The sequence below is a fragment of the Mycolicibacterium elephantis DSM 44368 genome (genome assembly GCF_004014805.1).
GTDB lineage: Bacteria > Actinomycetota > Actinomycetes > Mycobacteriales > Mycobacteriaceae > Mycobacterium > Mycobacterium elephantis.
This window is the reverse complement of record NZ_ATDN01000089.1, coordinates 76,707-102,095: the sequence shown is the minus strand read 5'-3', so window position 1 is coordinate 102,095 and position 25,389 is coordinate 76,707. Positions and strand designations below refer to the sequence as shown.

At 67.6% G+C, this 25,389-nt stretch carries 19 protein-coding genes; 13 read left to right on the top strand and 6 right to left on the bottom strand.

All coding sequences use genetic code 11. From position 1 onward, the window contains the following. Positions 1-8: 8 nt before the first annotated feature. From MELE44368_RS26130 to MELE44368_RS26085, 10 genes are all read left to right on the top strand, one after another. The gene (locus MELE44368_RS26130) at positions 9-1,334 is read left to right on the top strand and encodes a multicopper oxidase domain-containing protein (RefSeq protein WP_241566779.1); all 1,326 of its coding nucleotides are present in this window, start codon (positions 9-11) and stop codon (positions 1,332-1,334) included. Then, the gene (locus MELE44368_RS26125; protein ID WP_128111119.1) at positions 1,331-1,774 is read left to right on the top strand and encodes a hypothetical protein; all 444 of its coding nucleotides are present in this window, start codon (positions 1,331-1,333) and stop codon (positions 1,772-1,774) included. The genes MELE44368_RS26130 and MELE44368_RS26125 overlap by 4 nt, the downstream gene beginning before the upstream one ends. A gap of 12 nt (positions 1,775-1,786) precedes the next feature. Continuing rightward, entirely contained in the window at positions 1,787-2,857 is a 1,071-nt protein-coding gene (locus tag MELE44368_RS26120) for a tellurite resistance/C4-dicarboxylate transporter family protein (RefSeq protein ID WP_128111118.1), read from the top strand. Positions 2,858-2,923: 66 nt separating this feature from the next. Continuing rightward, positions 2,924-4,150 (top strand): nitrate/nitrite transporter, encoded by a 1,227-nt coding sequence (locus MELE44368_RS26115; RefSeq protein WP_128111117.1) that lies wholly within the window; start codon positions 2,924-2,926, stop codon positions 4,148-4,150. Beyond that, complete coding sequence (locus MELE44368_RS26110) at positions 4,147-7,848, top strand: nitrate reductase subunit alpha (protein ID WP_128111116.1); 3,702 nt, start codon at positions 4,147-4,149, stop codon at positions 7,846-7,848. Before MELE44368_RS26115 ends, MELE44368_RS26110 begins: the two co-directional genes overlap by 4 nt. Continuing rightward, entirely contained in the window at positions 7,845-9,500 is a 1,656-nt protein-coding gene (gene narH, locus MELE44368_RS26105; RefSeq protein WP_128111115.1) for a nitrate reductase subunit beta, read from the top strand. Before MELE44368_RS26110 ends, narH begins: the two co-directional genes overlap by 4 nt. After that, positions 9,497-10,174, top strand: a complete 678-nt coding sequence (gene narJ, locus MELE44368_RS26100) for a nitrate reductase molybdenum cofactor assembly chaperone (protein ID WP_128111114.1) — start codon at positions 9,497-9,499, stop codon at positions 10,172-10,174. Before narH ends, narJ begins: the two co-directional genes overlap by 4 nt. Before the next feature lies 1 nt (position 10,175). Continuing rightward, a complete protein-coding gene (gene narI, locus MELE44368_RS26095) occupies positions 10,176-10,904 on the top strand; it encodes a respiratory nitrate reductase subunit gamma (RefSeq protein ID WP_128111113.1) in 729 nt (242 codons plus the stop codon). 117 nt (positions 10,905-11,021) lie between these two features. Further along, positions 11,022-11,672, top strand: coding sequence for a helix-turn-helix transcriptional regulator (locus MELE44368_RS26090; protein ID WP_128111112.1), 651 nt, complete (start codon positions 11,022-11,024; stop codon positions 11,670-11,672). A 45-nt stretch (positions 11,673-11,717) separates the two neighbouring features. Continuing rightward, positions 11,718-12,710 carry an Acg family FMN-binding oxidoreductase gene (locus MELE44368_RS26085; RefSeq protein ID WP_128111111.1) on the top strand — a complete coding sequence of 331 codons (993 nt, stop codon included), beginning with the start codon at positions 11,718-11,720 and terminating at the stop codon, positions 12,708-12,710. Positions 12,711-12,713: 3 nt separating this feature from the next. Here MELE44368_RS26085 and MELE44368_RS26080 read toward each other — a convergent pair whose 3' ends face one another. Next, on the bottom strand, positions 12,714-13,172 hold the full coding sequence (locus MELE44368_RS26080) for a GNAT family N-acetyltransferase (RefSeq protein ID WP_241566778.1): 459 nt from the start codon (positions 13,170-13,172) through the stop codon (positions 12,714-12,716). 353 nt (positions 13,173-13,525) lie between these two features. Here MELE44368_RS26080 and MELE44368_RS26075 point away from each other — a divergent pair, with 353 nt between their 5' ends. Continuing rightward, the gene (locus MELE44368_RS26075) at positions 13,526-14,413 is read left to right on the top strand and encodes a universal stress protein (RefSeq protein ID WP_128111110.1); all 888 of its coding nucleotides are present in this window, start codon (positions 13,526-13,528) and stop codon (positions 14,411-14,413) included. Positions 14,414-14,421: 8 nt separating this feature from the next. On the opposite strand, the gene dosR is transcribed toward MELE44368_RS26075, so the two are convergent. Then, complete coding sequence (dosR, locus tag MELE44368_RS26070; protein ID WP_128111109.1) at positions 14,422-15,069, bottom strand: hypoxia response regulator transcription factor DosR/DevR; 648 nt, start codon at positions 15,067-15,069, stop codon at positions 14,422-14,424. A 62-nt stretch (positions 15,070-15,131) separates the two neighbouring features. Next, on the bottom strand, positions 15,132-16,115 hold the full coding sequence (locus MELE44368_RS26065; protein WP_128111108.1) for an Acg family FMN-binding oxidoreductase: 984 nt from the start codon (positions 16,113-16,115) through the stop codon (positions 15,132-15,134). Positions 16,116-16,297: 182 nt separating this feature from the next. On the opposite strand from MELE44368_RS26065, the gene MELE44368_RS26060 reads away from it, so the two are divergent. Beyond that, positions 16,298-17,677 carry a WS/DGAT/MGAT family O-acyltransferase gene (locus MELE44368_RS26060; RefSeq protein WP_128111107.1) on the top strand — a complete coding sequence of 460 codons (1,380 nt, stop codon included), beginning with the start codon at positions 16,298-16,300 and terminating at the stop codon, positions 17,675-17,677. Here MELE44368_RS26060 and fdhF read toward each other — a convergent pair. Together fdhF and MELE44368_RS26050 are read right to left on the bottom strand one after the other, a co-directional pair. After that, positions 17,653-20,367 carry a formate dehydrogenase subunit alpha gene (gene fdhF / locus MELE44368_RS26055; protein WP_128111106.1) on the bottom strand — a complete coding sequence of 905 codons (2,715 nt, stop codon included), beginning with the start codon at positions 20,365-20,367 and terminating at the stop codon, positions 17,653-17,655. The genes MELE44368_RS26060 and fdhF overlap by 25 nt on opposite strands. After that, positions 20,355-21,821 carry a complex I 51 kDa subunit family protein gene (locus MELE44368_RS26050; RefSeq protein ID WP_128111105.1) on the bottom strand — a complete coding sequence of 489 codons (1,467 nt, stop codon included), beginning with the start codon at positions 21,819-21,821 and terminating at the stop codon, positions 20,355-20,357. Before MELE44368_RS26050 ends, fdhF begins: the two co-directional genes overlap by 13 nt. Positions 21,822-21,950: 129 nt before the next feature. Between MELE44368_RS26050 and MELE44368_RS26045 the strand changes: the two genes are divergently transcribed. Then, complete coding sequence (locus MELE44368_RS26045) at positions 21,951-24,044, top strand: adenosylcobalamin-dependent ribonucleoside-diphosphate reductase (RefSeq protein ID WP_128111104.1); 2,094 nt, start codon at positions 21,951-21,953, stop codon at positions 24,042-24,044. Between the two features lie 8 nt (positions 24,045-24,052). On the opposite strand, the gene MELE44368_RS26040 is transcribed toward MELE44368_RS26045, so the two are convergent. Then, the gene (locus tag MELE44368_RS26040; RefSeq protein ID WP_128111103.1) at positions 24,053-25,306 is read right to left on the bottom strand and encodes an alpha/beta hydrolase family protein; all 1,254 of its coding nucleotides are present in this window, start codon (positions 25,304-25,306) and stop codon (positions 24,053-24,055) included. Between the last annotated feature and the right edge of the window lie 83 nt (positions 25,307-25,389).

Here is a 25,389-nt window from a genome sequence, read left to right as displayed (position 1 = left end):
CTGATCTTGTGTTACGAATTCCCGGCACCGCGTTGGGTGTCCTGATCGGCGTGGTCGCGCTCGTGCTCGCCGTGGTGGCCGCCGGCACCGGTCAGCAGACCGAACACCAGATCGCCGACCCGCCGACCACGGAGTCCGGTGGGGTGCTCACCGTCGACGTCGTGCTCGACGAGATGCGGGTGCGCCCGGACACCGTCGAGGTGCCCGAGGGCACCCGGTTGGTGCTGCGGGTGACCAACCGCGAGGCGATGGTGCACGACCTGCAGCTAGACAGCGGTGAGCGCACCCCTCGTCTGCGCCGAGGGCAGACCGCGCTCCTGGACGTCGGGCCGGTCTACACCGATCGCGAGGCGTGGTGCGCGGTGGCGGGTCACCGCGCCGCGGGGATGACCATGTCGATCCGGGTCCAGGGCGCACACCACCATGCTCCGGAGACCGACGCCTCCGACGTTCCCGGCGTGCTGGATCTGGCGGCCGACCCGTCGCCGGGATGGGTGGCGCGCGACGCCGCGCTCGAGCCGGCGACGGGAAGCGTGCATCGCATCGAATTGCGCGCCGTGAACCGGGAATTGGAAGTCGCGCCAGGACGCCAGGAACAGCGATGGACGTTCGCCGGCTCGGCACCCGGGCCAACGCTGCGCGGCCGGGTGGGCGACCGGTTCGAGATCACGTTGATCAACGACACCGAGATGGGTCACGGCATCGATTTCCATGCCGGAGCGCTGGCCCCCGACGGGCCGATGCGCACCATCGATCCGGGCGAGCGACTCGTGTACCGGTTCACCGCGCACCGCGCCGGCGCCTGGCTTTACCACTGCAGCACGATGCCGATGTCTCAGCACATCGCCAACGGCATGTACGGCGCGGTGATCATCGACCCGCCCGGGCTGCCCGAGGTGGACCGGGAGTACGCGCTGGTGTCCGCCCAGCTCTATCTCGGTGAGCCCGGCGGGCAGGAGCAGGTCGACAAGATCAACGCCGACCAACCCGACGGCTGGATGTTCAACGGCATGGCGGCTCAGTACGACCACGCGCCGCTGCGGGCGCACACGGGTGAGCGGGTCCGGATCTGGGTCGTCAACGCGGGACCCGGCGGCAGCACCGCCTTTCACGTCGTCGGCGGCCAGTTCGACACCGTCTACCGCGAAGGCGCCTGGGTGCTGGGCCCCGACGCGCGGTCCGGCGGCGCGCAGGTGCTGGATCTGGCGCCCGCCCAAGGCGGTTTCGTCGAGCTGAGCTTTCCCGAGGCCGGCCACTACCCGTTCGTCGATCACGACATGCGCCACGCCGAGGGCGGCGCGCACGGTGTCATCGAGGTGACGGACCGGCCATGATCGACATCTGGACCGTGGTGCGGTTTCTTCATGTGGTGGGGGCCATCGTGTGGGTCGGTGGTCAGCTGACGGTGACCCTGATCGTGTTGCCGCCCGCCTACCGGTTGCTCAGCGTGCCCGACCGGGCGCAGGTGCTGCGCAACGTCGGCCGGCGGTTCGCGCTCGTCACGTTCGCCGTGTTCCTGCCCGTGCAGATCACCACCGGGGTCCTGCTGGCCGTCCGGCACGGCGTCACGTGGGCCTCGCTGTCCGAACCCGGATACGGCCGGGTGCTCATCGTGAAGGTGCTGTTGTTCGCCGCGGTGATGGTGGCGGCCTCCCTGCACGGTATGGCGCAGGCGCGCCGACGGCCCAGCGCGGCCAGAACCGCTTCGATCGCCTCGCTGATCGGCTCGCTGGGCGTCGTGCTTCTCGCCACCGCGCTGGTGGAGGGCGGTTAGGGTCGACGCGAGATGGCGAAGCGCACGGCGGTGCCGACACCGCGGGAATCGGGAGTGCACAAGGCCGTACGAACCCTGCACCCCGGTTACTTCGCACTGGTGATGGCCACCGGCATCGTGTCGATCGCGATGCAGTACCACCACGCGGATACCGTTTCGGTGGCGCTGCTGTGGCTCACCTGTGCCGCCTACGGCGTTCTCGTCGCGTTGAGCGCGGTGCGGATCGCCGCATTCCGCGCGGACTTCGCGGCCGACCTGGCCGACCCACGCCGGGGGTTCGGCATGTTCACGTTCGTCGCCGCCACCAATGTGCTCGGCACCCGGCTGGCCCTCGACGCCCATTACCGGGCGGCGCTCATCCTGCTTGTCGTCGCAGTGGTGGCCTGGGTGATCCTCGGCTACGTCGTGCCGTGGACAGCGGTACTGGGCCACCGGCCGCGCCCCACCCTGCACGTCGCGAACGGCGCGTGGTTCATCTGGGTGGTCGCCAGCCAGTCCGTCGCGGTGCTGGCGGCCGTGCTGCAGCCCGAACTCACTTCTGGCCGACGGGAACTGGCGCTGATCGCGGTCTTCTCCTGGTCGGTCGGGGTGTTCCTGTACGCGGTGGTCGCCGTGCTGGTCGTCGTCCGGATGCTGATGTACCCGTTCGAGCCCGCCGATCTGACCCCGCCGTACTGGGTCGCCATGGGCGCCACCGCGATCACCGTGCTGGCCGGTGCCAGGATCGTCGAGATGGCCGACGCCCCAATGGTTGCGGCCACCCGCGGCCTTATCGCGGGCGCGTCGGTGACGTTCTGGGCGTTCGGCAGCTGGCTGATTCCGCCACTGCTCGCGGGCGGCGTCTGGCGGCACGTGGTCCACCGGGTCCCGTTGCGCTACGACCCGACGTTGTGGAGCATCGTGTTCCCACTGGGCATGTACGGCGTGGGTGCGCTGTACCTCGGGCAGGCCGACCACCTGCCGATCGTGAGGGCCATCGGAGACGTCGAGATCTGGATCGCGCTGGCGGCGTGGGCGTGCATCTTCCTCGCGATGGCCTATCACCTGATGACCACCGTCCGGCCACGGGCAGAGGTCAGATGAATCAAGCGGCACAGTGGTTTTCACCAAAACGGTACTGACTTCGGCATTCGGTGGTTGTCTGGAGCCGTGAACACGGCGACAACGCCGGACGCCGGCGCACGACGAACGGTCAACCTGGCGCTGGCCACCTGGGTCTCCGCCATCAACTTCTGGGCCTGGAACATGATCGGCCCGCTGTCCACGCTGTACGCCGGGGACCTCTCGCTGAGCAGCGCCGAGGCGTCCGTGCTCGTGGCGACACCGATACTGGTCGGATCGCTCGGCCGGATCGTCATCGGCTCGCTCACCGACCGATTCGGTGGGCGCGTGATGTTCATCGCGATCTCGCTGGCGTCGATCATCCCGGTGCTCGCGGTCGGCGCGGCAGGGGCGGCCGGTTCCTATCCGGGATTGCTGGTGTGCGGCTTCTTCCTCGGTATCGCCGGAACGATCTTCGCCGTCGGCATACCCTTCGCGAACAACTGGTACCCGGCCTCGCGGCGCGGCTTCGCGACGGGCGTGTTCGGGATGGGCATGGTCGGCACCGCGCTGTCGGCGTTCTTCACCCCGCGCTTCGTCGGCTGGTTCGGGCTGTTCCCAACCCACGTCATCATCGCGGTGGTGTTGGCGCTGACCGCGGTGCTGTGCCTGGTGGCGATGCAAAACTCACCGACGTTCGTCCCGAACACCGACAAGGTGCTGCCGAAGCTGGCGGCGGCCGCGAAGCTACGCGTCACGTGGGAGATGTCGTTCTTGTATGCGGTGGTCTTCGGTGGCTTCGTCGCATTCAGCAACTATCTACCCACCTATATCAAGACCATCTATCACTTCTCGGCCGTCGACGCGGGCGCCCGTACGGCCGGCTTCGCGCTCGCCGCGGTGCTGGCTCGACCCGTCGGCGGCGCGCTCGCGGACAGGTTCGCGCCGAAGTACGTGGTGTTGGCGTCCTTCGCGGGCACCGCCCTGCTGGCCTTCATCGCGGTGTTCCAACCGCCGCCGGACGTGTGGTCGGCGGCGACGTTCATCACGCTGGCGGTCTTCCTCGGCGTCGGCACCGGCGGGGTGTTCGCCTGGGTCGCCCTGCGCTCACCCGCTCGGTCGGTGGGCTCGGTCACCGGCATCGTCGCGGCCGCGGGCGGACTGGGCGGTTACTTCCCGCCGCTGGTGATGGGCGCCAGCTATGACCCGGTCGACAACGACTACACGATAGGGCTGCTGCTGCTCGTGGCCACCGCGCTGGTGGCATTTGCGTACACGGCACTGCGGCTACACGCGCACGAATCCACGGCCGTTCGCGAGGAGTCCACGCCATGACCACCACACCGCCGCGCACGGGCGGCCGGATCGAGGAACTGCTTGAGCGCAGCGGCCGCTTCTTCACCCCCGGCGAGATCTCGGAGGACGGGCGCACGGTCATCCGGCGCGGTGGCCGCCGAGGTGACGTCTTCTACCGCGACCGGTGGAGCCACGACAAGATCGTCCGGTCCACCCACGGCGTCAACTGCACGGGCTCGTGCTCCTGGAAGGTCTACGTCAAGGAAGGGATCATCACCTGGGAGACCCAGGAGACCGACTATCCCTCCGTGGGCCCGGACCGGCCGGAGTACGAACCGCGCGGGTGTCCGCGCGGGGCTGCGTTCTCCTGGTACACGTATTCGCCCACCCGGGTTCGCTATCCGTACGCCCGCGGGGTGCTCGTCGAGATGTACCGGGAAGCCAAGGCCCGGCTGCGTGATCCGGTGGCGGCCTGGGCCGACATTCAGGCCGATCCCGAGCGGCGACGGCGTTATCAACGGGCCCGCGGGATGGGTGGCCTCGTGCGGATCGGTTGGGCCGAGGCCGCGGAGATGATCGCCGCTGCCCACGTGCACACGATCAAACGCTACGGTCCCGACCGGGTCGCCGGCTTCTCGCCGATCCCGGCGATGTCGATGGTGTCGTTCGCGGCGGGGTCACGCTTCATCGAGTTGATCGGCGGCGTGATGACGTCGTTCTACGACTGGTATGCGGACCTTCCGGTGGCCTCCCCGCAGGTCTTCGGTGACCAGACCGACGTGCCGGAGTCCGGCGACTGGTGGGACGCGTCGTATCTGATGATGTGGGGCTCCAACGTCCCGGTGACCCGCACCCCCGACGCGCACTGGATGGCCGAAGTGCGTTATCGCGGTACGAAAGTCGTGACGGTCAGCCCGGACTACGCCGACAACACCAAGTTCGCCGACGAGTGGATGCCGTGCGCCGCCGGCACCGACGGGGCGCTGGCCATGGCGATGGGGCACGTGATCCTCACGGAATGCTATGTGCGCAACCGTGTCCCGTTCTTCGTCGACTATGCCCGCCAGTACACGGACCTGCCGTTCCTGGTGAAGCTCGAGGAGCGTGACGGCGCACTGGTGCCCGGCAAGAACCTCACCGCGGCCGACCTTGGCGCGGAGTTCGCCGAACAGGAGAACGCGGCGTTCAAGCCGGCGCTGCTCGACGGCGCCACCGACACCGTCACCGTTCCGCACGGTTCGCTCGGCTTCCGCTTCGGTGAGGACGGGGTGGGCAAGTGGAACCTCGACCTCGGTGAGTTGGCGCCGGCGTTGACCGTCGCTCCGCCGCCGGGCCGGCAGGGTGAGGTCGCGGAGGTGGTGCTGCCGCGGTTCGACGGCATCGACGGCCAGGGCGCCACGCTGACCCGTGGCGTGCCGGTGCGCCGGGTGGGTGAGCACCTGGTGTGCACGGTGTTCGACCTGATGCTGGCCCAGTACGGGGTGACGCGGCCGGGGCTGCCGGGGGAGTGGCCCGCCGGCTACGGCGACGCCGCCCACCCCTACACGCCGGCGTGGCAGGAGCCGATCACCGGAGTGTCTGCGGCGCAAGCGATCCGGGTGGCCAAGGAGTTCGCCCGCAACGCCGAGGAATCCGGTGGGCGTTCGATGATCATCATGGGCGCGGGAATCTGCCAGTGGTTCCACGGCGACGCGACCTACCGCGCGGTGCTGGCCATGCTGCTGCTGACCGGGTCGATGGGACGCAACGGCGGCGGGTGGGCGCACTACGTCGGACAGGAGAAGTGCCGGCCGGTCACCGGCTGGGCGACGATGGCGATGGCCACCGACTGGTCGCGCCCGCCGCGCCAGGTGCCGGGCACGTCGTTCTGGTACGTCCACACCGACCAGTGGCGCTATGACGGTTACCGCGCCGACGCGCTGGCCAGCCCGACGGCGCGCGGACGGTTCCGCGACCGCCACACGATGGACGTGTTGGCCTCCGCGACCGCGATGGGATGGAGCCCGTTCTATCCGCAGTTCGACCGGTCCAGCCTGGACGTGGCCGACGACGCGCGCGAGGCCGGCCAGGACATCGGTGAGTACGTCGGGCAGCAGCTGGCGTCGGGCGGGCTCAAGCTGGCCGTCACCGACCCGGACAATCCGGCGAACTGGCCGCGGGTGCTCAGTGTGTGGCGGTCCAACCTGCTCGGCTCGTCGAGCAAAGGCAACGAGTACTTCCTGCGCCACCTGCTCGGCACCGATTCGAACCTCCAGGCCGATCCCGCGCCGGATCACCTGCGGCCCAACGGCGTTACCTGCACCGACGAGATTCCCGAGGGCAAGCTGGACCTGCTGATGTCCATCGACTTCCGGATGACGTCGACCACCCTGCTCTCGGACGTGGTGTTGCCCGCGGCCACCTGGTATGAGAAGTACGACCTGTCGAGCACCGACATGCACCCCTACGTGCACGCGTTCAGCCCGGCGATCGACCCACCGTGGGAGACCAGGTCAGACTACGAGGCGTTCGGCGCGATCACCCGGGCGTTCAGCGCGCTGGCGGTCAAACACCTCGGCAAGCGCACCGACGTGGTGATGAGCGCACTGCAACATGACACCCCGGGTGCGATGTCCTATCCCGGTGGGACCGAGCATGATTGGCGGACGACCGGACATACCCCGGTGCCCGGCAAGACGATGGGCCCGCTGGCGGTGGTGGAGCGTGACTACCCGGCGATCATCGACAAGTGGCTGACGTTGGGGCCGCTGGTGGACCGCCTCGGGATGACCACCAAGGGCGTCACGTTCCACCCGGACAAGGAGGTGGACGAGCTCGCCGCCAAGTTCGGCGTGATGAATTCCGGTGTGGCCGAGGGCCGCCCGGCGATCAACTCCGCCGAGCGGATGGCCGAGGCGATACTGGCTCTCTCGGGCACCACCAACGGCCGTCTGGCCGTCGAGGGCTTCCGCGACCTGGAACGACGCACCGGCCGGCCGCTGGCGCATCTGGCGGAGGGCAGCGAAGAACGCCGAATCACCTTCGCCGACACCCAGGCCCGCCCGGTGCCGGTGATCACCAGTCCGGAGTGGTCGGGTAGTGAGACCGGCGGTCGCCGCTACGCGCCGTTCAGCGTCAACATCGAGGAACTCAAACCGTTTCACACGCTGACCGGTCGTATGCACTTCTACCTCGATCACGACTGGCTCGAAGAACTCGGCGAACAGTTGCCGATCTACCGGCCACCGCTGGACATGCACCGCCTGTTCGGGGAGCCGCAGGTGGGTTCGGAAGGGGTGGGCCTGACGGTGCGCTACCTGACCCCGCATTCCAAGTGGTCGATCCACTCCGAGTATCAGGACAACCTGCTGATGCTGTCGCTGTCCCGCGGCGGACCGACGATGTGGATGAGCCCGGGCGACGCCGCCAAGATCGGGGTGGCGGACAACGACTGGGTGGAAGCCGTCAACCGCAACGGTGTTCTGGTGTGTCGGGCGATCGTCAGCCACCGGATGCCCGACGGTGTCGTCTTCGTCTACCACGTGCAGGAACGCACCATCGACGTGCCGCTGACCGAGACCACCGGCAAGCGCGGCGGGATCCACAACTCGCTGACCCGGCTGCTCATCAAACCGAGCCACCTGGCCGGCGGTTACGCGCAGAACGCGTTCGCGTTCAACTATCTCGGCCCGACCGGCAATCAGCGCGACGAGGTGACCGTGGTGCGGCGGCGAAGCCAGGAGGTGGTCTTCTCATGAAGGTCATGGCGCAGATGGCCATGGTGATGAACCTGGACAAATGCATTGGGTGCCATACCTGTTCGGTGACCTGTAAACAGGCCTGGACCAACCGGCCCGGCACCGAGTACGTGTGGTTCAACAACGTGGAAACCCGGCCGGGACAAGGCTATCCGCGGCAGTACGAGGATCAGGAACGCTGGCGCGGCGGGTGGATCCGCGACCGCAAGGGCAGGCTGCGGCTGCGTGACGGGGGACGGCTGTCGAAACTGCTGCGGATCTTCGCCAACCCGAAGATGCCGAACATCTCGGACTATTACGAGCCGTGGACCTACGACTACGACAACCTGATGTCGGCGCCGCTGTCGGATCAGATGCCGGTGGCACCGCCGCGCAGCCTGATCAGCGGTGAGCCGATGGACATCTCGTGGTCGGCCAACTGGGACGACGACCTGGGCGGCTCACCGGAGATCGTGCCCGGCGACCCGGTGCTCAAGCAGGTCAGCGATGAGGTGAAGCTCCAACTGGAGCAGACGTTCATGTTCTTCCTGCCGCGCATCTGCGAGCACTGCCTGAACCCGTCGTGCGTGGCGTCGTGCCCGTCGGGCGCGATGTACAAGCGCACCGAGGACGGCATTGTGCTGGTCGACCAGGACCGCTGCCGGGGCTGGCGGATGTGCGTGTCGGGTTGCCCGTACAAGAAGATGTACTTCAACCACAAGACCGGCAAGGCCGAGAAGTGCACATTCTGTTATCCGCGGATCGAGGTCGGGCTGCCGACGGTGTGCTCGGAGACGTGCGTGGGCCGGCTGCGCTACCTGGGTGTGGTGCTCTACGACGTCGACCGGGTGCTGGAAGCAGCGACGGTGGAACGCGACACCGACCTGTACGAGGCGCAGAAGTCGATCCTGCTGGACCCGCACGACCCCCAGGTGATCGCCGGCGCGCACGCCGAGGGCATCTCCGACGAGTGGATCGAGGCCGCGCAACGCTCACCGGTGTATGCGCTGATCCACACCTATCAGGTTGCGCTGCCGCTGCATCCGGAGTACCGCACGATGCCGATGGTGTGGTACATCCCACCGTTGTCACCGGTCGTCGACGCGATCGCCCGCGACGGGCACGACGGTGAGGAACTCGGCAACCTGTTCGGCGCGCTGCACGCCCTGCGCATCCCGATGCAGTATCTGGCCGGCCTGTTCACCGCGGGCGACACCGACGCCGTCGAGGGTGTGCTGCGCCGCCTGGCGGCGATGCGCTCCTACATGCGCGACATCAACCTGGGCCGAGAAACCCAGCCGCACATCCCGGAATCGGTCGGAATGACCGAGGAACAGATGTACAAGATGTACCGGCTGCTGGCGTTGGCGAAATATGAAGAGCGCTATGTCATTCCGACCGCCTACGCCATCGACCAGCAGCACCCGCCGGAGGAGACCGGATGCTCGCTGTCGTTCGAGGGCGGTCCGGGGATGTATGAATCGGGCCCGTTCGGGGAGGCCAGCGGCGGGCCGGTGCCGGTGGCCGTCGAAACGTTCCACGCCCTGCACCACCGCCAGACCAGCGACGGCATGGCGGCCAACGCCGAGCGCACGTCCCGGGTCAACCTGCTCAACTGGGACGGCCGCGGCGTACCGACGGGCTTGTTCCCCGACGAGGGAGCCGCCAAATGAAACTGCGGGGCCGCAAATCGAATTCGGTGCCGCTGGCCGACCGTCTGGTGTGGCAGGCGGCGTCGTTGCTGCTGTGCTATCCCGACGACGGCTGTGCGGGCCGCCTGGACACCGTCGACGAACTGCTGGCGCACATCGGCGAACCGGCGGCGACACTGCTCGGCCGCACCGCCGCGGCGCTGCGTGCCAGTGACTGGGCGAGCGCGGCGGCCCGCTACGTCGAAACCTTCGACCTGCGGCGCGCTTCGACGATGTATCTGACCTACTGGACCGCCGGTGACACCCGTAACCGCGGTCACCACATGCTGGCGTTCAACGCCGCCTACCGCGAAGCCGGGGTGCCGCCGCCCCGCGGGGAGGCGCCCGACTACCTGCCGGTGGTGCTGGAGTTCGCCGCGACCGTCGACCCGCCGGCCGGGCGCCGGCTGCTGATGGACCACCGCGTCCCGATCGACGTGTTGTACTCGTCGCTCAACGACGCCGACTCGCCCTACGCACCCGCCGTCGCCGCGGTGTGTCACACGCTTCCCGAGCCCAGCGAGCAGGAGGCCCAGCGTGCCCGCCGGCTCGCCGAGGCCGGTCCACCGGCGGAAGCCGTCGGGCTGGAACCTTTCACGTTGACCGTTCCGCCCCGCCGGGCCGGTGTCGGTCGCGCCACCGAAGGAGCTCGCTGACATGACGGGTTGGGTGATCTTCTGGGACGTGGTGCCGTACGTGACGTTGGCGGTCGTCGCGGTCGGAACATGGTGGCGCTACCGGTACGACAAGTTCGGCTGGACCACGCGCTCGTCACAGCTCTACGAGTCGCGGCTGCTGCGCATCGGCAGCCCGATGTTTCACTTCGGGATCCTGGTCGTCATCGCCGGACACATCATCGGCCTGGTGATCCCCGAGTCGTGGACCGACCTGATCATGAGTGACCACGTCTACCACGTGCAGGCCATGGTGCTCGGCGCGATCGCGGGCATCACCACGCTCGGCGGCATCGCGCTGCTGGTGTACCGGCGCCGCACCACCGGGCCGGTGTTCTTGGCCACCACGGTCAACGACAAGGTGATGTACGCGGTGCTGGTGCTGGCCATCGTCGCCGGGCTGGCCTGTACGTTGATCGGCGCCACACCGGTCGGCGCCGAACACGACTACCGCGAATCGGTGTCGCCGTGGTTCCGGTCGATCTGGATTCTGCAGCCGCGCGGAGACCTGATGGTGCAGGCGCCGGTGTGGTTTCACATCCACGTGATGATTGCGATGGTGCTGTTCTGCCTGTGGCCGTTCACCCGGCTGGTGCACGTGTTCAGCGCGCCGATCGCCTATCTGTTCCGGCCTTACATCGTGTACCGCAGCCGCGACGTGGCTGGTAAGGGCGAGTTGGTGGGATCGCATCCGCAGCGCCGCGGATGGTGACCCTCCGCCTGGCGTGGGGGTCGAGGCAGGCGAAACGGCGCCGGAGTGTGCCGCAGCCCCACGTTCGCGAGCTTGCGCAGGTCGTTATTACTAGCAGATTTGGATAAACTCGCAGGCATGTCCGAAGGTCGTCGCGAAGATGTGCTGGCGACGCTGCGGGCGACAGATGAGCCGATGACCATCGTGGCGATCGCCGACGAGCTGGATGTGCACCCCAACACCGTCCGGTTCCACCTCGACACCCTGATCGCCGACGGCCGCATCGAGCGGGTGCAACCGGAGCGCCGCGGCCCCGGGCGTCCACCGCAGATGTTCCGCGCCGTGCACCGGATGGACCCCGGCGGGCCGCGGCGCTATCAGGAGCTCGCCGAAATCCTGGTGCTCAGCCTGGCCAATCAGCGCAACGCGGCGGCCAAGGCGGTCAGCGCGGGCCGCGCCTGGGCCCGCCGGATCACTGCGCACGACACCCGCACCGCGTCGAGCGCCCGACAGTCCGCCCGCTGGCTGGTCGATTTCCTCGACGAACTGGGCTTCGCGCCCCAGCTGCGCACGGTCAACGGTCAGCAGCAGGTGGGCTTGCGGCACTGCCCGTTCCTCGAGCTCGCCGACGGCGGGTCCGACGTCGTCTGCCCGGTTCACCTGGGGCTGATGCGCGGGGCGTTGGAGGCGTGGCACGCGCCCGTCACGGTAGAGAAGCTCGAACCGTTCGTCGAACCCGATCTGTGCCTGGCCCACCTGCGGGTCAACGACCTCGCCATTCGTGAGTGACTTTGTTCCCTTGTCGGCGTTTGCCCAGGCGGCGATGCTGAAAGCATGAACGCCCGCTTGCCGGATCATCGAACGATCCACACGGCCCTGTCGCTGGCTATCAGGGCGCCATCGATCCACAATTCTCAACCGTGGCGCTGGCGGGTGGGTGACGAATCGGTACATCTGGACGTCGACTTCGACCGGCGCCTGCCCAACACCGATCCCGACAGCCGTGACCTGCTGCTGAGCTGTGGCGCGACGCTGCACCACGCGGTGGTCGCGTTCGCCGCGCTGGGTTGGCAGGCCAAGGTGCACCGGCTGCCGAATCCGGCCCAGGCCGAGCATCTCGCCGCCATCGAACTGCACCGGCACACCCCGACCGAACTCGACGTGATGCTGGCCGCCGCGATCCCGCGGAGGCGCACCGATCGTCGCCTCTACAGCTGGTGGCCGGTGCCGGCGGCCGACATCACCCTGATGGGTTCGCGGGCGGCCCGCGCCGGCGTGATGCTGCGCCGGGTCGAGGCGTTGCCGAAACTGCAAAGCATCGTCGCGGAGGCGGCGTGGCGGCACTCCGTCGATCAGGACTACCTCACGGAACTGGCCACCTGGAGTGGGCGCTACGCGGCCGTTTCCGGCGTGCCGGCCCGCAGCATCCCGCCGTCGGACCCGCTGTCGCCGATACCCGGTCGGATGTTCGCCGGGCCCGCGCTGGCCCAACCCGAAGACGTCGACCCGACCGAAGACAGCGCGGTGGTGCTGGCGCTCGGCACGGAGGACGACACCCGGCTGGCCCGGCTACGTGCCGGTGAGGCAACCAGTCTGGTGCTGTTGACCGCGACGGCGTTGGGACTGGCGAGCTGTCCGATCACTGAACCGCTGGAGCTGCCCGAGACGCGAGAAGCCGTGCGAACCGACGTCTTCGGCGACAGCGGCTATCCCCAGATGTTGCTGCGGGTGGGGTGGGCACCGGTCAACGCCGACCCGCTTCCCGCGACACCGCGGCGCCCGCTGTCCGAGGTGGTCACCGGACTGGACGGCTCGGTATTCCGGTAACGCTCAGGCGGTGTCCAGGTCGATCACGACGTGCATGATCGGGCCGTCGAGGTGTCTGGTGCACGACAAGCCCGAGTCGGACATCATTTGCAGCATGAGGTGGTTCTCCGCGAGTACGTCGGCGACGAGGCGATGCAGGCCATTGTCTTTCGCGATCTGTCCGAGTCGCCGAAGCAATGCTGTTCCCACACCTCGCAGATGTTCGTTGTGCGCGACGACGACCGCTGTTTCGGCATCACCGGACTTCCTGCATCCGATGTAGTTGGCCACACCGAGCAGAACCGTTCCATCGAAGGCCCCCAGCGCATATCGGTCGCTGGATTCCCTGACGAGCGATATGGCCCAGCCCTTCAGATCCGCGGGACGCGGAGTGAAGAAACGCAAGTAGCACTCTTCGTCGGTGAGTGTTTCGTACAGGTCGACGACGGCTCCGGCGTCACGGGATTCCAGCCGGCGAAGCACGATTCGTGTCCCGTCGGACAGCGTCGAGTGCCAGCGCCGATCAACGGGCTGGCAGCTCATCGGGTGCCGACGCATGCTCGACAACCTTTCCTCGTCTGACCGGTGTCATCCGGCGCCGGGATGTGGCTGCTGGTTCTGCAGCCAATCAAGGTCGATCAGAACGGTATTGGTTGTGGCAGTCTGTGCACCGGAGTCTTTGGTCCCGCGTCTGTCGCCGATCGTCCCGAGGCTGTTTCGAGGCCTTTTGACCATCCGGCGAATGACCAATGGCTCCGGAATCTCCGAGTCAGCAACCCTAGCGTCTTAGCTGTACCCTCGCCCACAACGCCGGTATGAGCTAGGAGTTACTGCAAATGTCCGCCTCACCCAAGCATCACGGTGTTGTCGTCGCAGTCGACGGGTCATCCCCGTCGAAGCTGGCCGTTGAGTGGGCGGCGCGTGAAGCGTCGATGCGTAAGCTTCCGCTGACCCTCGTCCACGTGGTCCAGCTGCCCACGGTGCAGATGTGGCCTGAGATGTACATCCCGGCCGAGTTGATCACGCAACTCGAAAAGGACGGCCAAGCCATCCTGAGTGACGCCGAGAAGATCGCCCGCGACGCCATCGACGATTCGGCGGTCGAGGTGTCGACCGAAATGTTCACCGCCGACGTCCTTCCCACCCTGATCGACGTGTCCAAAGACGCCGAGATGATCGTGGTGGGCTGCCGCGGGCTCGGCGCGATCGGGCGGCGCTTGCTCGGATCGGTGAGCGCGGGTCTCATCCACCACGCCGGCTGTCCGGTCGCCGTGATTCACGACGAGGCCCCGCTGACGCCGGAGCAGGCCACGGCTCCGGTCGTCGTCGGCATCGACGGCTCTCCGGCCTCCGAGTCGGCGACGGCCATCGCCTTCGACGAAGCGTCCCGCCGCGGCGTGCCGCTGGTCGCCGTCCACGCCTGGAGCGACTTCGCGGTGGACGCGCTGCCCGGGGTCAACTGGACCGATGTGCAAACCGAGGCCGAGCAGGCCCTCGCCACAAGGCTTGCGGGATGGCAGGAGCGGTATCCCGATGTCACAGTCGAGCGCGTCGTGGTGCCCGACCGGCCCGCGCGGCAACTGCTCGAGCAGGCCGAGAAGGCACAGTTGACGGTTCTCGGCAACCGCGGTCGCGGTGGTTTCGCCAGGATGCTTCTGGGCTCCGTCAGCACGACGGTCGCCGAGTCCGCGCGGACGCCGGTGCTCGTCGCCCGCCCGGCGTGACCGCGGGGTTATTCCTCGTCAGGGGAGGGCCGGTTCAGTTTCGACACGAACACCGCCGCCTGGGTGCGACGCTGCATGCCGAGCTTGGCCAGCAGCCGTGACACGTAGTTCTTGACCGTCTTCTCGGCGAGGAACATGCGGGCGGCGATCTGCTTGTTCGTCAGTCCCTCGCCCAGCAGGTTCAGCAGCACTCGTTCCTGTTCGGTGAGCTCGGACAGCGGGTCCGCCTGCTGGGCCGATCCGCGGAGTTTGGCCATCAACGCCGCGGCCGCGCGGTTGTCGAGCAGTGACCGACCGGCGCCGACGTCTTTGACGGCCTTCGCCAGTTCCATGCCTTTGATGTCTTTGACGACATATCCGCTCGCACCGGCCAGGATCGCGTCCAGCATGGCTTCGTCGGAGGTGAACGAGGTCAGCATCAGACAGCGCAGATTGGGCAGGCGTGACAGAAGGTCGCGGCACAGTTCGATGCCGTTGCCGTCGGGCAACCGCACGTCGAGCACCGCAACATCGGGCTGCAACGCCGGTATTCGCGCCATCGCCTGCGCCACCGTTCCCGCCTCGCCGATGACCTCGAGCTCGGGATCCGAGTTGAGCAGGTCGATGAGCCCCCGCCGCACGACCTCGTGGTCGTCCACGAGAAAGACATTCACCATGTGAAGCCCTCCGAACTAGCGCCGACTGTCAACATCGCTCTCACAATACGTTCCGCGGGCTGCTAGTCAGCAATTTCGAGCACCTCGTCGATCGGTCGGCGCGGCGTCGGCGGCGGCGGGTCCTCCTGCGCCGGAGCCAGCCCGACCCGGATCAAGACCTGCGGTGTCGTGGTCTGGCCGATCAACGCGGAGACGATATCCCGGCTGGCCCAGAGCTCGGTGATGTGGCTCAGCGGGCACGTCGCCAAACCCGCCAACGTGGCTTCGAGCAAGATGGCCGAAAGCGTTTCGCCACACTCGAGCAGGCTTCCGCGGTCGTTGTCGTGTGTGGAGAGCACGAGGACCTTGGCCTGGTCATGCCCGAACTCCACCCGCCGATCCGCGTGCTGGACGCGCGGGAAGTCGCGCCCGATGTCCATGCGGTCCGCTTCGGAAGCGGACAGCAGCGCACTGTGCGGTACACCCTCTGCTGATTCGAACGGCCTTGTCCACCACTGCAGTTCGGACTGATATGAGGTGTCGTAGAGGCGCAGCGACTCGGTCAGGCGAGAGGCGTGCGCCAGTTCGGATCGGAGTTCATCGGCGATGACGTCCAGCCGTACCGCAGCCGAAGTCACCGAGTTGCGCAGCCGCGCCTCGATCGCCCCCCAGCCCGGCGGAGCCCCGAACGGCAACCGGTCGGTCCGGCGTTGCCGGATGGCATCCGCGCGGCGGTGGTGCTCCTCGGTGACGAGGTCCATCGGCGTGAAGTCGACCGAGGCCAGGTGCTGGGGATCGTCGGGATCGGGAAACCTGTCCACCTCGGCGTCCCAACCCGCCGCGGCCGACGCGACCCGTAGGTGGTCCAGGACGGCCCCGCAGCTGATGAGAGCCTCACGCTTGGAGTGATCGGCCGAGTAGAGGATGCGGTGCTTGTCGAGGAACAGGTGAAGTGCACCGTCCTCGGCGACCCAACGCCACGGCTGGCTGTTGTGCAGCGAAGGTGCCCGGCATGCCAATTCCACGACCTTCTTGATGACGTCGAGGTCCACGCGGGTGGTACCCATGGATAGAGCTTCGGGTATGTCACCGCGCAAGGCCAGGGTCGATGGTCACCACGTGGGGGACCAAGGGCCCTGGTACGACCGCATCGCAGCAGGGTGTCCTTGTGAAACACGGGGACCCTCGTCCTATCGGTACGGGACCTCCGGCCCTTCCGTCGCCTCGCCACGGGCACGACAGTTGACGTATGGAGCGCCTGAGCACACTCGATGCGGGTTTTCTTCAAGCCGAGGACTCCGACCCACACGTCAGCCTCGCGATCGGCGGCCTGTCGGCCATCGAAGGGCCCATGCCCGGTGACGAATCTCTCGCCGTCGGCCTCGGGCGACGCATGCTCGCGGTTCCCCGGCTCAGGCAACGTCTGCGCATTCACCCCCTTGATCTCGAACCACCTGAGTGGGTCGACGATCCCGACTTTGACCTGACCTACCACGTGCACCGCGCCGCGCTTCCAAGCCCGGGCGATGACGCGGCGCTGTTCCGGTTGGTCGCCCAGATCATGGAACGGCGGCTGGACCGCGAACGGCCCCTGTGGGAATGCTGGATCATCGAAGGCCTGTCCGACGACCGGTGGGCGATCCTGATGAAGATCCACCACTGTGTCGCCGACGGGATCGCGACCATGCAAATGCTCTCCAACCTCAGCGACGAGGGGAAGGGCGACACATTCGCATCGAAGATCCAGGCGGCCCGCGAGCAAGCCGGGCGGCCCAACCTCCTGCCCCGGCTCAGCCTCAATCCGCTTGACTGGGCGGTCGGCGCATGGCGGACGGCGAGCGCGGTCACCGGCGCCGCGACCCGGGTGTTCGGGGGAGCACTCGAAATCACCTCGAGCCTGGTGCGTCCGGCGGCGCCGTCCCCGTTCGTCGGGCCGCTGACCTCCAGGCGGCGGTACAGCGCGGTGCGCGTCTCGCTGGACGACGTGGCCAAGATCCGGGCGGCATTCGACGTGACGCTCAACGACGTTGCGCTGGCGGCTGTCACGGACAGTTACCGCCAGGGTCTTATTCGTCGCGGTGTGGAGCCCCGGCCCGATTCACTGCCGACGATGGTGCCGGTGTCGGCGCGTTCGAAGGACGCGATGGGCAAAGCCGACAACCGGGTTTCGCTGATGATCCCGAACCTTCCCGTCGATGAGTCGGATCCGATCGAGCAGCTGCGAGCCGTACATGAGCGGCTGACCACGGTGAAGGGCGGTGGCCAGCGTCAAGCGTCGTCGGTGTTCCTCGCGGCGACGAACGTTGTTCCGTTCCCCCTGACTGCCTGGACCGTTCGGGCCCTGACCCGATTGCCGCAGCGCGGTGTCGTGACTCTCGCGACCAACGTCCCCGGCCCTCGTCAACGGATGCGCATCATGGGACGAAAAGTGCTTCGGGTGTATCCGATTCCACCGATCGGGATCCGGCTGCGCACTGTCATCGCGATGTTGAGCTATGCCGACGACTTCATGTTCGGTATCACCGCGGACCACAGGGCGGTACCCGATGTCGACGACCTCGCGCGGGGCATCGAACAGGCCGTCGCGCGATTGGCGGCGTTGAGTCAGGACTTCGAAGAGCTGGCGTAGCCCACATCTCGGGAAGCCGTCCCGGCGCCTGCGATATTCACCGCGGTGACCTTGTACTCCGGGGTGTGGGTCGCGAGATCGCGTCCCGGCCCGGTGACGGCGTTCACCGGCACGGCCGGGTCGTGGAAGGTGGTGAAAACCGTTCCCGGCGGCATGCGGTCGCTGATGCGGCAGGGCAGCACGACTGCGCCGTACCTGCTCTGCACGGAGACCTCCGTGCCGTCGATCACGCCCAACCGCTGCGCGTCGTCCGGCGAGATCTCCAGCACCGCACCATCGGTCAACGCGGCGGTCGCCGCCCTTCCGGTCATCGTGCCGGCGTTGAACGCGTACAGTTCACGGCCGGTGATCAGCACCAGCGGATAGGTCTCGCTCGGTTGCTCGGCGCTCGGCCGATGATCGACGCGACGCAACGTCGCGCGCGCCCCGATCCCCGGGAACCGGTCGCGGTGCAGCAGCGACGTCCCCGGGTGGTCCTCGTCCAGGCAGGGCCACTGCAAACCACCGGGCCTGTCGAGCCGTTGATAGGCCATACCCGCACCGGCGGGCCAGAGGCGCCGGATCTCATCCCAGATGTCCTGTGCGCCCCGGTAGGAGAAGTGGCTGCCCCATCCGAAGGCGGCGGCGGCCTCGCAGAGGATGTCGGCGTCGGTCTTGACGATGCCCGGCGGGGAAACCGCGCGGCGGATCCGCTGAATACGGCGTTCGGAGTTCATGAACGTGCCGTCCTTCTCGAACGATGATGCGGCCGGGAGGAAGACCGTCGCGAAGCGCCGCGCCGTCTCGGTGAGAAAGAGATCCTGGACCACGAGCACCTCAAGCGCGGCGAGTGCCCGTTCCACCGACGGGGTCTGCGGCTGCGTGAGCAGAATGTCCCAGCCCACAACCCATAGCGCGTCAAGCCGGCCGTCCTCGGCGGCATCGAGCATCTCCATCGCATCGAGCCCGCGTATTTCGGGCACGGGCGCGCCCCATACCGCCGCGGCGCGATCGCGGCCATCGGCCAGCGCGATCATGCCGGTCAGATGGTGTGGCTCGCACCCCATGTGGGCCGAACCCTGCACATTGTTCTGTCCGCGAAGCGGATTGCACCCCGAACCGGGCTTGCCGACATTTCCGGTCAGCAGGGCCAGGTTGGCAAGACACATCACGGCGTCGGTGCCCTGGACATGCTCGGTGATCCCGAGGCCGTGGAAGAGCATGGACGGGCCCTGCCCGCCGTAGAGCCTGGCGGCCCGCCGCACGTCGGCGGGGTCCAACCCGGTGATCGACGAAACCCGTTCGGGGACATAGGCGGCGACAAAATCACGGAACGCTGGAAAGTCGTCGACGCGCTGGGCCACGAACGCCTCGTCGACAAGGTGCTCGTCGATGAGTGCAGCCGCGATGGAATTGAGTACCGCCACATTCGTTCCCGGACGGGGCCGCAGGTGCACGTCGGCGTAGCCGGCGAGTTCGATCCGGCGCGGATCGATGACGACGAGGTTGGCGCCACGCAGGGCGGCCTGCTTGATGCGCGCGCCGACAATCGGGTGAGCTTCCGTGGTATTGGACCCGCACACCACGATGGTGCGCGCGATCTCGATGTCGTCGAATGAGTTGGTCGCCGCGCCGGTACCGAACACCGCCTTGAGGCCGGCAGCGGACGGTGCGTGGCAGACCCGGGCGCAGCAATCCACGTTGTTGGTGCCGAGCACGACGCGCGCGAACTTCTGGGTGAGGTAGTTCTCCTCGTTGGTGGCTCGTGCCGAGCCCAGGACGCCGACCGCCGTCGGCCCGGCACGGTCGATGACGCGACGAAAACCGCGTACCGCGACGTCGATGGCTTCGTCCCAGCCGACAGGCACCCATTCCCCCGACGAGGTGCGCAGCATCGGGGTGGTGATCCGATCCTGCGAGGTGTTGAAACCGAAGCCGTACCTGCCCTTTACGCAGAGGTGACCGCGGTTGACCGGCGCATCACGGGCGGGAACGACCTCCACGATCCGGTTGTCGCGGCTGCCGACCATCATTTCGCATCCGACGCCGCAGTACGGGCAGGTGGTGCGGGTCCAACCGGTCGCCGACCCGGCTTGGATCACGCCCACGTCGGTGAGGGCGTCGGTCGGGCACGTGTCGACGCACGCGCCGCACGATACGCACGTGCTGTCCGCCAACGTGGTACCGGAGTCCGGGACGACGTGGGAGTCGGCGCCGCGACCGGCTATGCGCCAGGTGAATTGGCCCTGCACCTCGTCGCAGATCCGCACGCAGCGCCAGCACGAGATGCAGTGGTTGAGGTCGACGCGGATGTTGGGATGCGACGAATCCACTCGGTGGGGATCAGCCGCCCCCGTCGCCGACACGCCGTAGTGCGCGAGCATCCGGTGAAACGCGAGGCCGGGGTTCGTGGCGGCCGCGTCGGCTGGATAGTGGCGAACAAGCATGGCCAGCAGTGTTCTCCGCAACTCGCGCAGCTCGGTCGTCGTCGTCTGGACTGCCATGCCCTCGGACACCGGCGTGGTGCAGGCGGGCACGGGGCGGTCGGCGTCGTCGATCGTCACCACACACAACCGACAGGCTCCGGCCGGGGCGAGCCGCGGGTCGTGGCACAGCGCCGGGATGTCGATCCCGGCGCTTGCCGCCGCCTCCAGCACCGAAAGCCCGGGCGGACAGGACACGGTCGCACCGTCAATGGTCAAGCGCGGCATGACTCGAGATCCTGTCCGTAATAGGCCATCACGCTGCGGGCGAACTCGGCCAGCCCGGTGCCGTGACCGCACAGGCTCGTTGCCGCCAGTGCCCGTATCGTGGCCTGCCACTCGGCGTGTCCGGCCTCATCCAAATCTCCAGAGAACAGCTGCTCGACTCGCGCGGCGCCGACGCGGCATGGTGTGCAGGCGCCGCAGGACTCGTATGCGCCGAACCGAAACACGTGCCGTACGAGTTCGCCGATCGGCGTGGTGTCGTCGAACGCGACGATTCCCCCGTGGCCGACCTCGGCACCGATGTCTCGCAAGTCGTCGAAGGTGAAAGAAACGTCGAGCAGGTGGGGCGGGATGATCCCGGCCAGCGGGCCGCCGACGATCACACCCCTCAGGTGATCGTCGACGAGCCCACCGCCGAGGCCCTCAACTATCTCCCGCAGCGGGATGCTGAACTCGACCTCGTACAGCCCGGGTTTGCGGAACAGCGAGTTCAGTGACACCACCTTCGTGCCCGTGCTGGTGCCTGACCCGAGTCGGGCGTATGCGGTTCCGCCGTTGCGAAGGATCCACGGCACGGCGGCCAGTGTCTCCACGTTGTTCACGACTGTGGGCAATCCATTCAGCCCGTGTTGCGCGGGATACGGTGGGCGCGCGCGCACCATCGGGCGTCGTCCCTCGAGCGCATTGAGCAGAGCGGTCTCCTCGCCGCAGAGGTAGCTGCCCTTGCCCTCCACCACGGTGACCGTCAACGGCGGACCGTGCCCGAGAAGTGCGTCGCCGAGAATTCCGGCCGCTTCGGCCTCGGCCACGGCGGTGCGAACCGTGGCCAGCGCGCGCGGATACTCGCGGCGCACGTAGATGTATGCCCGCTCCGCGCCGACGGCGAGCGCGGCGATCGCCATCCCCTCGAGCACGGCGTGCGGGTCGTCCTCCAAGAGATACCGGTCGAGGTACGCACCGGGATCGCCTTCGTCCGCGTTGACCACGAGCACGCGTGGGCCGTCGGGTTGCGCGTGGGCGGCGCGCCATTTGCGGGCCGTTGGAAAGCCCGCCCCACCGCGGCCGCGAAGCCCTGACGTGTCGACTTCGCCCAGGACCGCGTCGGGTCCCGAGGACAGGGCCAGAGCAAGCCCCTCATATCCCGCATCCGCGCGGTAGTCACTCAGCCCCGGAGAAGGACCGCGGCTGATTCTGCCGAGTATCACCGCGGTGTCACAAGCGATTTCGACCGCGGGACGAGACAGATCGCCTGCGACGGCAGGACCCGCGAAGCAGCGCCCCAGGCAATAGACGCGAGGATCGGACGCTTGCGCCTCGGCCCAGCGCGCCGGGTTCCGCTGTCGGGCCACGAAGCACGCCGTGCCCTGACAACACTGCGTGCCGATGGCGACATCGGCAAGGTGATAGAAGGACGCGTCCTGCGCCGGCCGCCGTTCGTCATGCCGTCGAAGTGGCATGCGGCCAGTCTTGACCGCGGCCGACCGGCGGCACAGGGCCGAAAGTCCCGGATGGCTCGGGGAGAATGACTTCAGGCCGCCCGGTCCGCGTCGGACAGGATTGAGCCTCAGTGAAGGAGCGCACCAGCTGTGTCCAACAAGGCGAAGACAGGAACCTGGCCGACAGAAGTCCGGCGCCGGGACGGAACCGTGGTGCCGTTCGACGTCACGCGGATCGAAGCCGCGGTGGCGCGGGCGGCCCGCGAGGTGGCGAACGACGATCCGGACATGCCGGCAACGGTGGCCGAGGCTGTTGCCGACGCGCTGGGGCCCGGCGTGGCGCCGGTCGAGGAGATTCAGGACCTTGTCGAGGCCCGGCTGGGCGAGGCCGGTCTCGATGACGTCGCCCGCGCATACATCGTCTACCGACGGCGCCGCGCCGAGCTCCGCACCGCCAAGGCGATGCTCGGGGTGCGCGACGAGCTCAAGCTGAGCCTGGCCGCGGTGACGGTGCTGCGGGAGCGATATCTGCTGCGCGACGACAAGGGGCGCCCCGCCGAGTCGACCGGCGAGATGATGGACCGGGCCGCGCACTGCGTCGCCGCGGCTGAAGACGGGTACCGGCCAGGTTCGTCGACGCGCTGGGCCGAGCGGTACGCGAAGTTGCTACGCAACCTTGAATTCCTGCCGAACTCGCCGACGTTGATGAACGCGGGAACCGATGTCGGCCTGCTTTCCGGATGTGTCGTCCTGCCCGTTGAGGATTCGCTGCGTTCGATCTTCACGACCCTCGGTCAGGCCGCGGAGGTCCAGCGGTCCGGCGGTGGTACCGGATTCTCGTTCAGCCGATTGCGGCCCTCGGGGGACCCGGTGACCACCACGGCGGGCACAGCCAGCGGCCCGATGTCGTTTCTGTGGCTGTACGACACTGCCGCCGAAGTGGTTTCCATGGGCGGTCGTCGACGCGGCGCCTGCATGGCCGTGCTCGACGCGTCGCATCCCGACATCTTCGACTTCATCACCACCAAAGCCCGTTCCCAGGACGCACTCACACATTTCAACCTGTCGGTCGGCGTCACCGATCGGTTCATGCGCGCCGTCGAACGAGGCGATACCCATCGGCTGATCAATCCACGGACCGGTAAGACCGTCGCACAGGTGTCTGCCGCAACACTGTTCGACAACATCTGCGCGGCAGCGCACGAATGCGGAGACCCGGGTCTGGTGTTCCTCGACACCATCAACAGAGCCAACCCGATACCTCGCCGCGGCCGAATCGAGGCGACCAATCCGTGTGGGGAGGTTCCGCTGCTGCCGTATGAGTCCTGCAATCTCGGCTCGATCAACCTGGCCCGGATGGTCAACCGTGGGCGCGTCGACTGGGATCGGCTCAAAGAGGTTGTCGCAGTCGCCGTGCGTTTCCTCGACGACGTCATCGACGTGAGCCGTTACCCGTTTCCCGAATTGGAGGAAGCCGCCCGTGCCACCCGCAAGATCGGGCTTGGCGTGATGGGTCTGGCGGAATTGCTTGCCACTCTGTCCATTCCGTATGACAGCGAGGAAGGAGTGGGCCTGGCCGAACAGCTCATGAGGCGGATTCGACGAGAGGCGCACATCGCGTCGAAGCGGTTGGCCGAAGAGCGGGGCTCGTTTCCGGCGTTTGCCGAGAGCCGGTTCGCGCGCTGGAACCCGCGTCGCAACGCGCAGCTCACCTCCGTGGCCCCGACGGGAACCATCTCGCTGATCGCCGGTACCACCGCTGGGATCGAGCCGATGTTCGCGATCGCTTTCACGCGTTCGGTTCTCGGCAGGCAGCTACTCGAGGTCAATCCGTGTTTTGACCGGCTGGCCCGCGATCGGGGTTTCTACAGTGACGAGTTGATCAGCGAGATCGCGCAGCGCGGGGGAGTGCGTGGCTGCCCACAGTTGTCGGCTTCCGTTCGGGCTGCTTTCCCCACGGCGGCCGAGATCGCGCCGGAGTGGCACCTGCGGATGCAGTCCGCGGTGCAGCGCCACGTGGATGCGGCGGTTTCCAAGACGGTCAACCTGCCGGCGACGGCAACGGTCGACGACGTCCGTGGGATCTACCTGGCAGCCTGGAAGGCCAAGGTCAAGGGGATCACGGTCTACCGGTACGGCAGCCGTGAAGGCCAGGTGTTGTCGTACGCGGCGCCCGACGCGGCGCCGGTTCAGGCCGACACGGTGTACAGCGGAGGCTGCATCGCCCGGTCCTGCGACTGCTGACCGGGTCGCTACTGGTCCGGTTCGCCGTCCGGTACCGCACCGGCCAGCAGCCCGGATTGCACCAGCGCACTGTCGATGAACTGCTGGACGGGCCGCGACTGGAAGAATCCGGTGTGGCCGCCGGGATACCAGAGGATCTCGGGTCTGCCCCAGTGCTCCCACAGCTTGACGATCTGCTCGCGCGGGTGCACGAGACGGTCGGCCATGCCCGCGTAGATCAACCGCCCGCGCATCGGCACCTTCGGCTCCAACGCGAGTGGAGACGTCATCCGCCCGATGGGGGCGGCCATGGTCACCGTCTGACGGCGCGGATCGTCTTCGCTCAGGCCGGCGTGGCTACCCAGCAGGTCGATCAGGTCCACCACCGGCACACCGAGAATCGCGCATGTCAACCCGGTATCGAGGCTGGCTACGAGGGACGAGACGTACCCGCCGAGCGACAGACCGTACAACCCGATCGGTGACTCGGGTTGCTGCGACCGGATCCATGAGAGCAACCGCCTGATGTCCCACACGCCCTGGGCGGTCGCATGGACGTTGTCCATCACGTCCGCGCCCGGGAACACCGCCCCTTTCGGCAGCCCCCGACCTCGCGGGCCGTGCATCGGAAGGACCGGCAGGACCACGTTGAGGCCGAGATCAAGGTGTAGGTGCCACGCCCGGAACAACGCGAGGTCGAGCCCCGCCCGGCCCATCTCCGTTCCGTGCACGCACACCAGCCAGGGCCGATCTTCCTTGTGGCGCAGCAACAATGCGTAGACACGGTTGTTGGCGGTATAGCCGAGCCAGCGTTGTCTACCGGGCTCGCCCGAGCGAGGTGTGTACCCGCTGTCGAACACCATGCGTTCGTATGACCGCCCGTACGCCTGCACCGGATACACCGTGACATCGGGCAGTGTCCGGGGGCTGGCGAAATAGCCTGCCGGCTGGTCCAGCCAGCCCCGCTGTCCATAGAACTCCAGCGCCGCAACCACTTCGGCGTTGATGCGCTCGAATTCCTCCATATCGCTGACTGGACGGCGCACACGTAAACCCATGAGCACGATCTCGTCGCGCAGCGCATGCGCGGCCAGCGCCAACGTCGGTCGGGCGATCGGAAGCTCGCGCGACGCGCGATTCAGATACTCGCGCCACGCGTACGCGTAGTAGCTACCGGTTCTCGCGAACGGTCCCACCACAGAATCCAACGCGCCCATGCCGAACGAGGGAAGACGAGGACTCGCCCGCCGTTCGCCCGCATCGTCGCGGTCAGGTGCCGCCATGTGTGCCGACGCTACGAGCCCGCCGCGGGTTGTCGTAGTGGCTTCGTTCACAAGATCATGTGACGATCGGCCGTAGCCGGAAA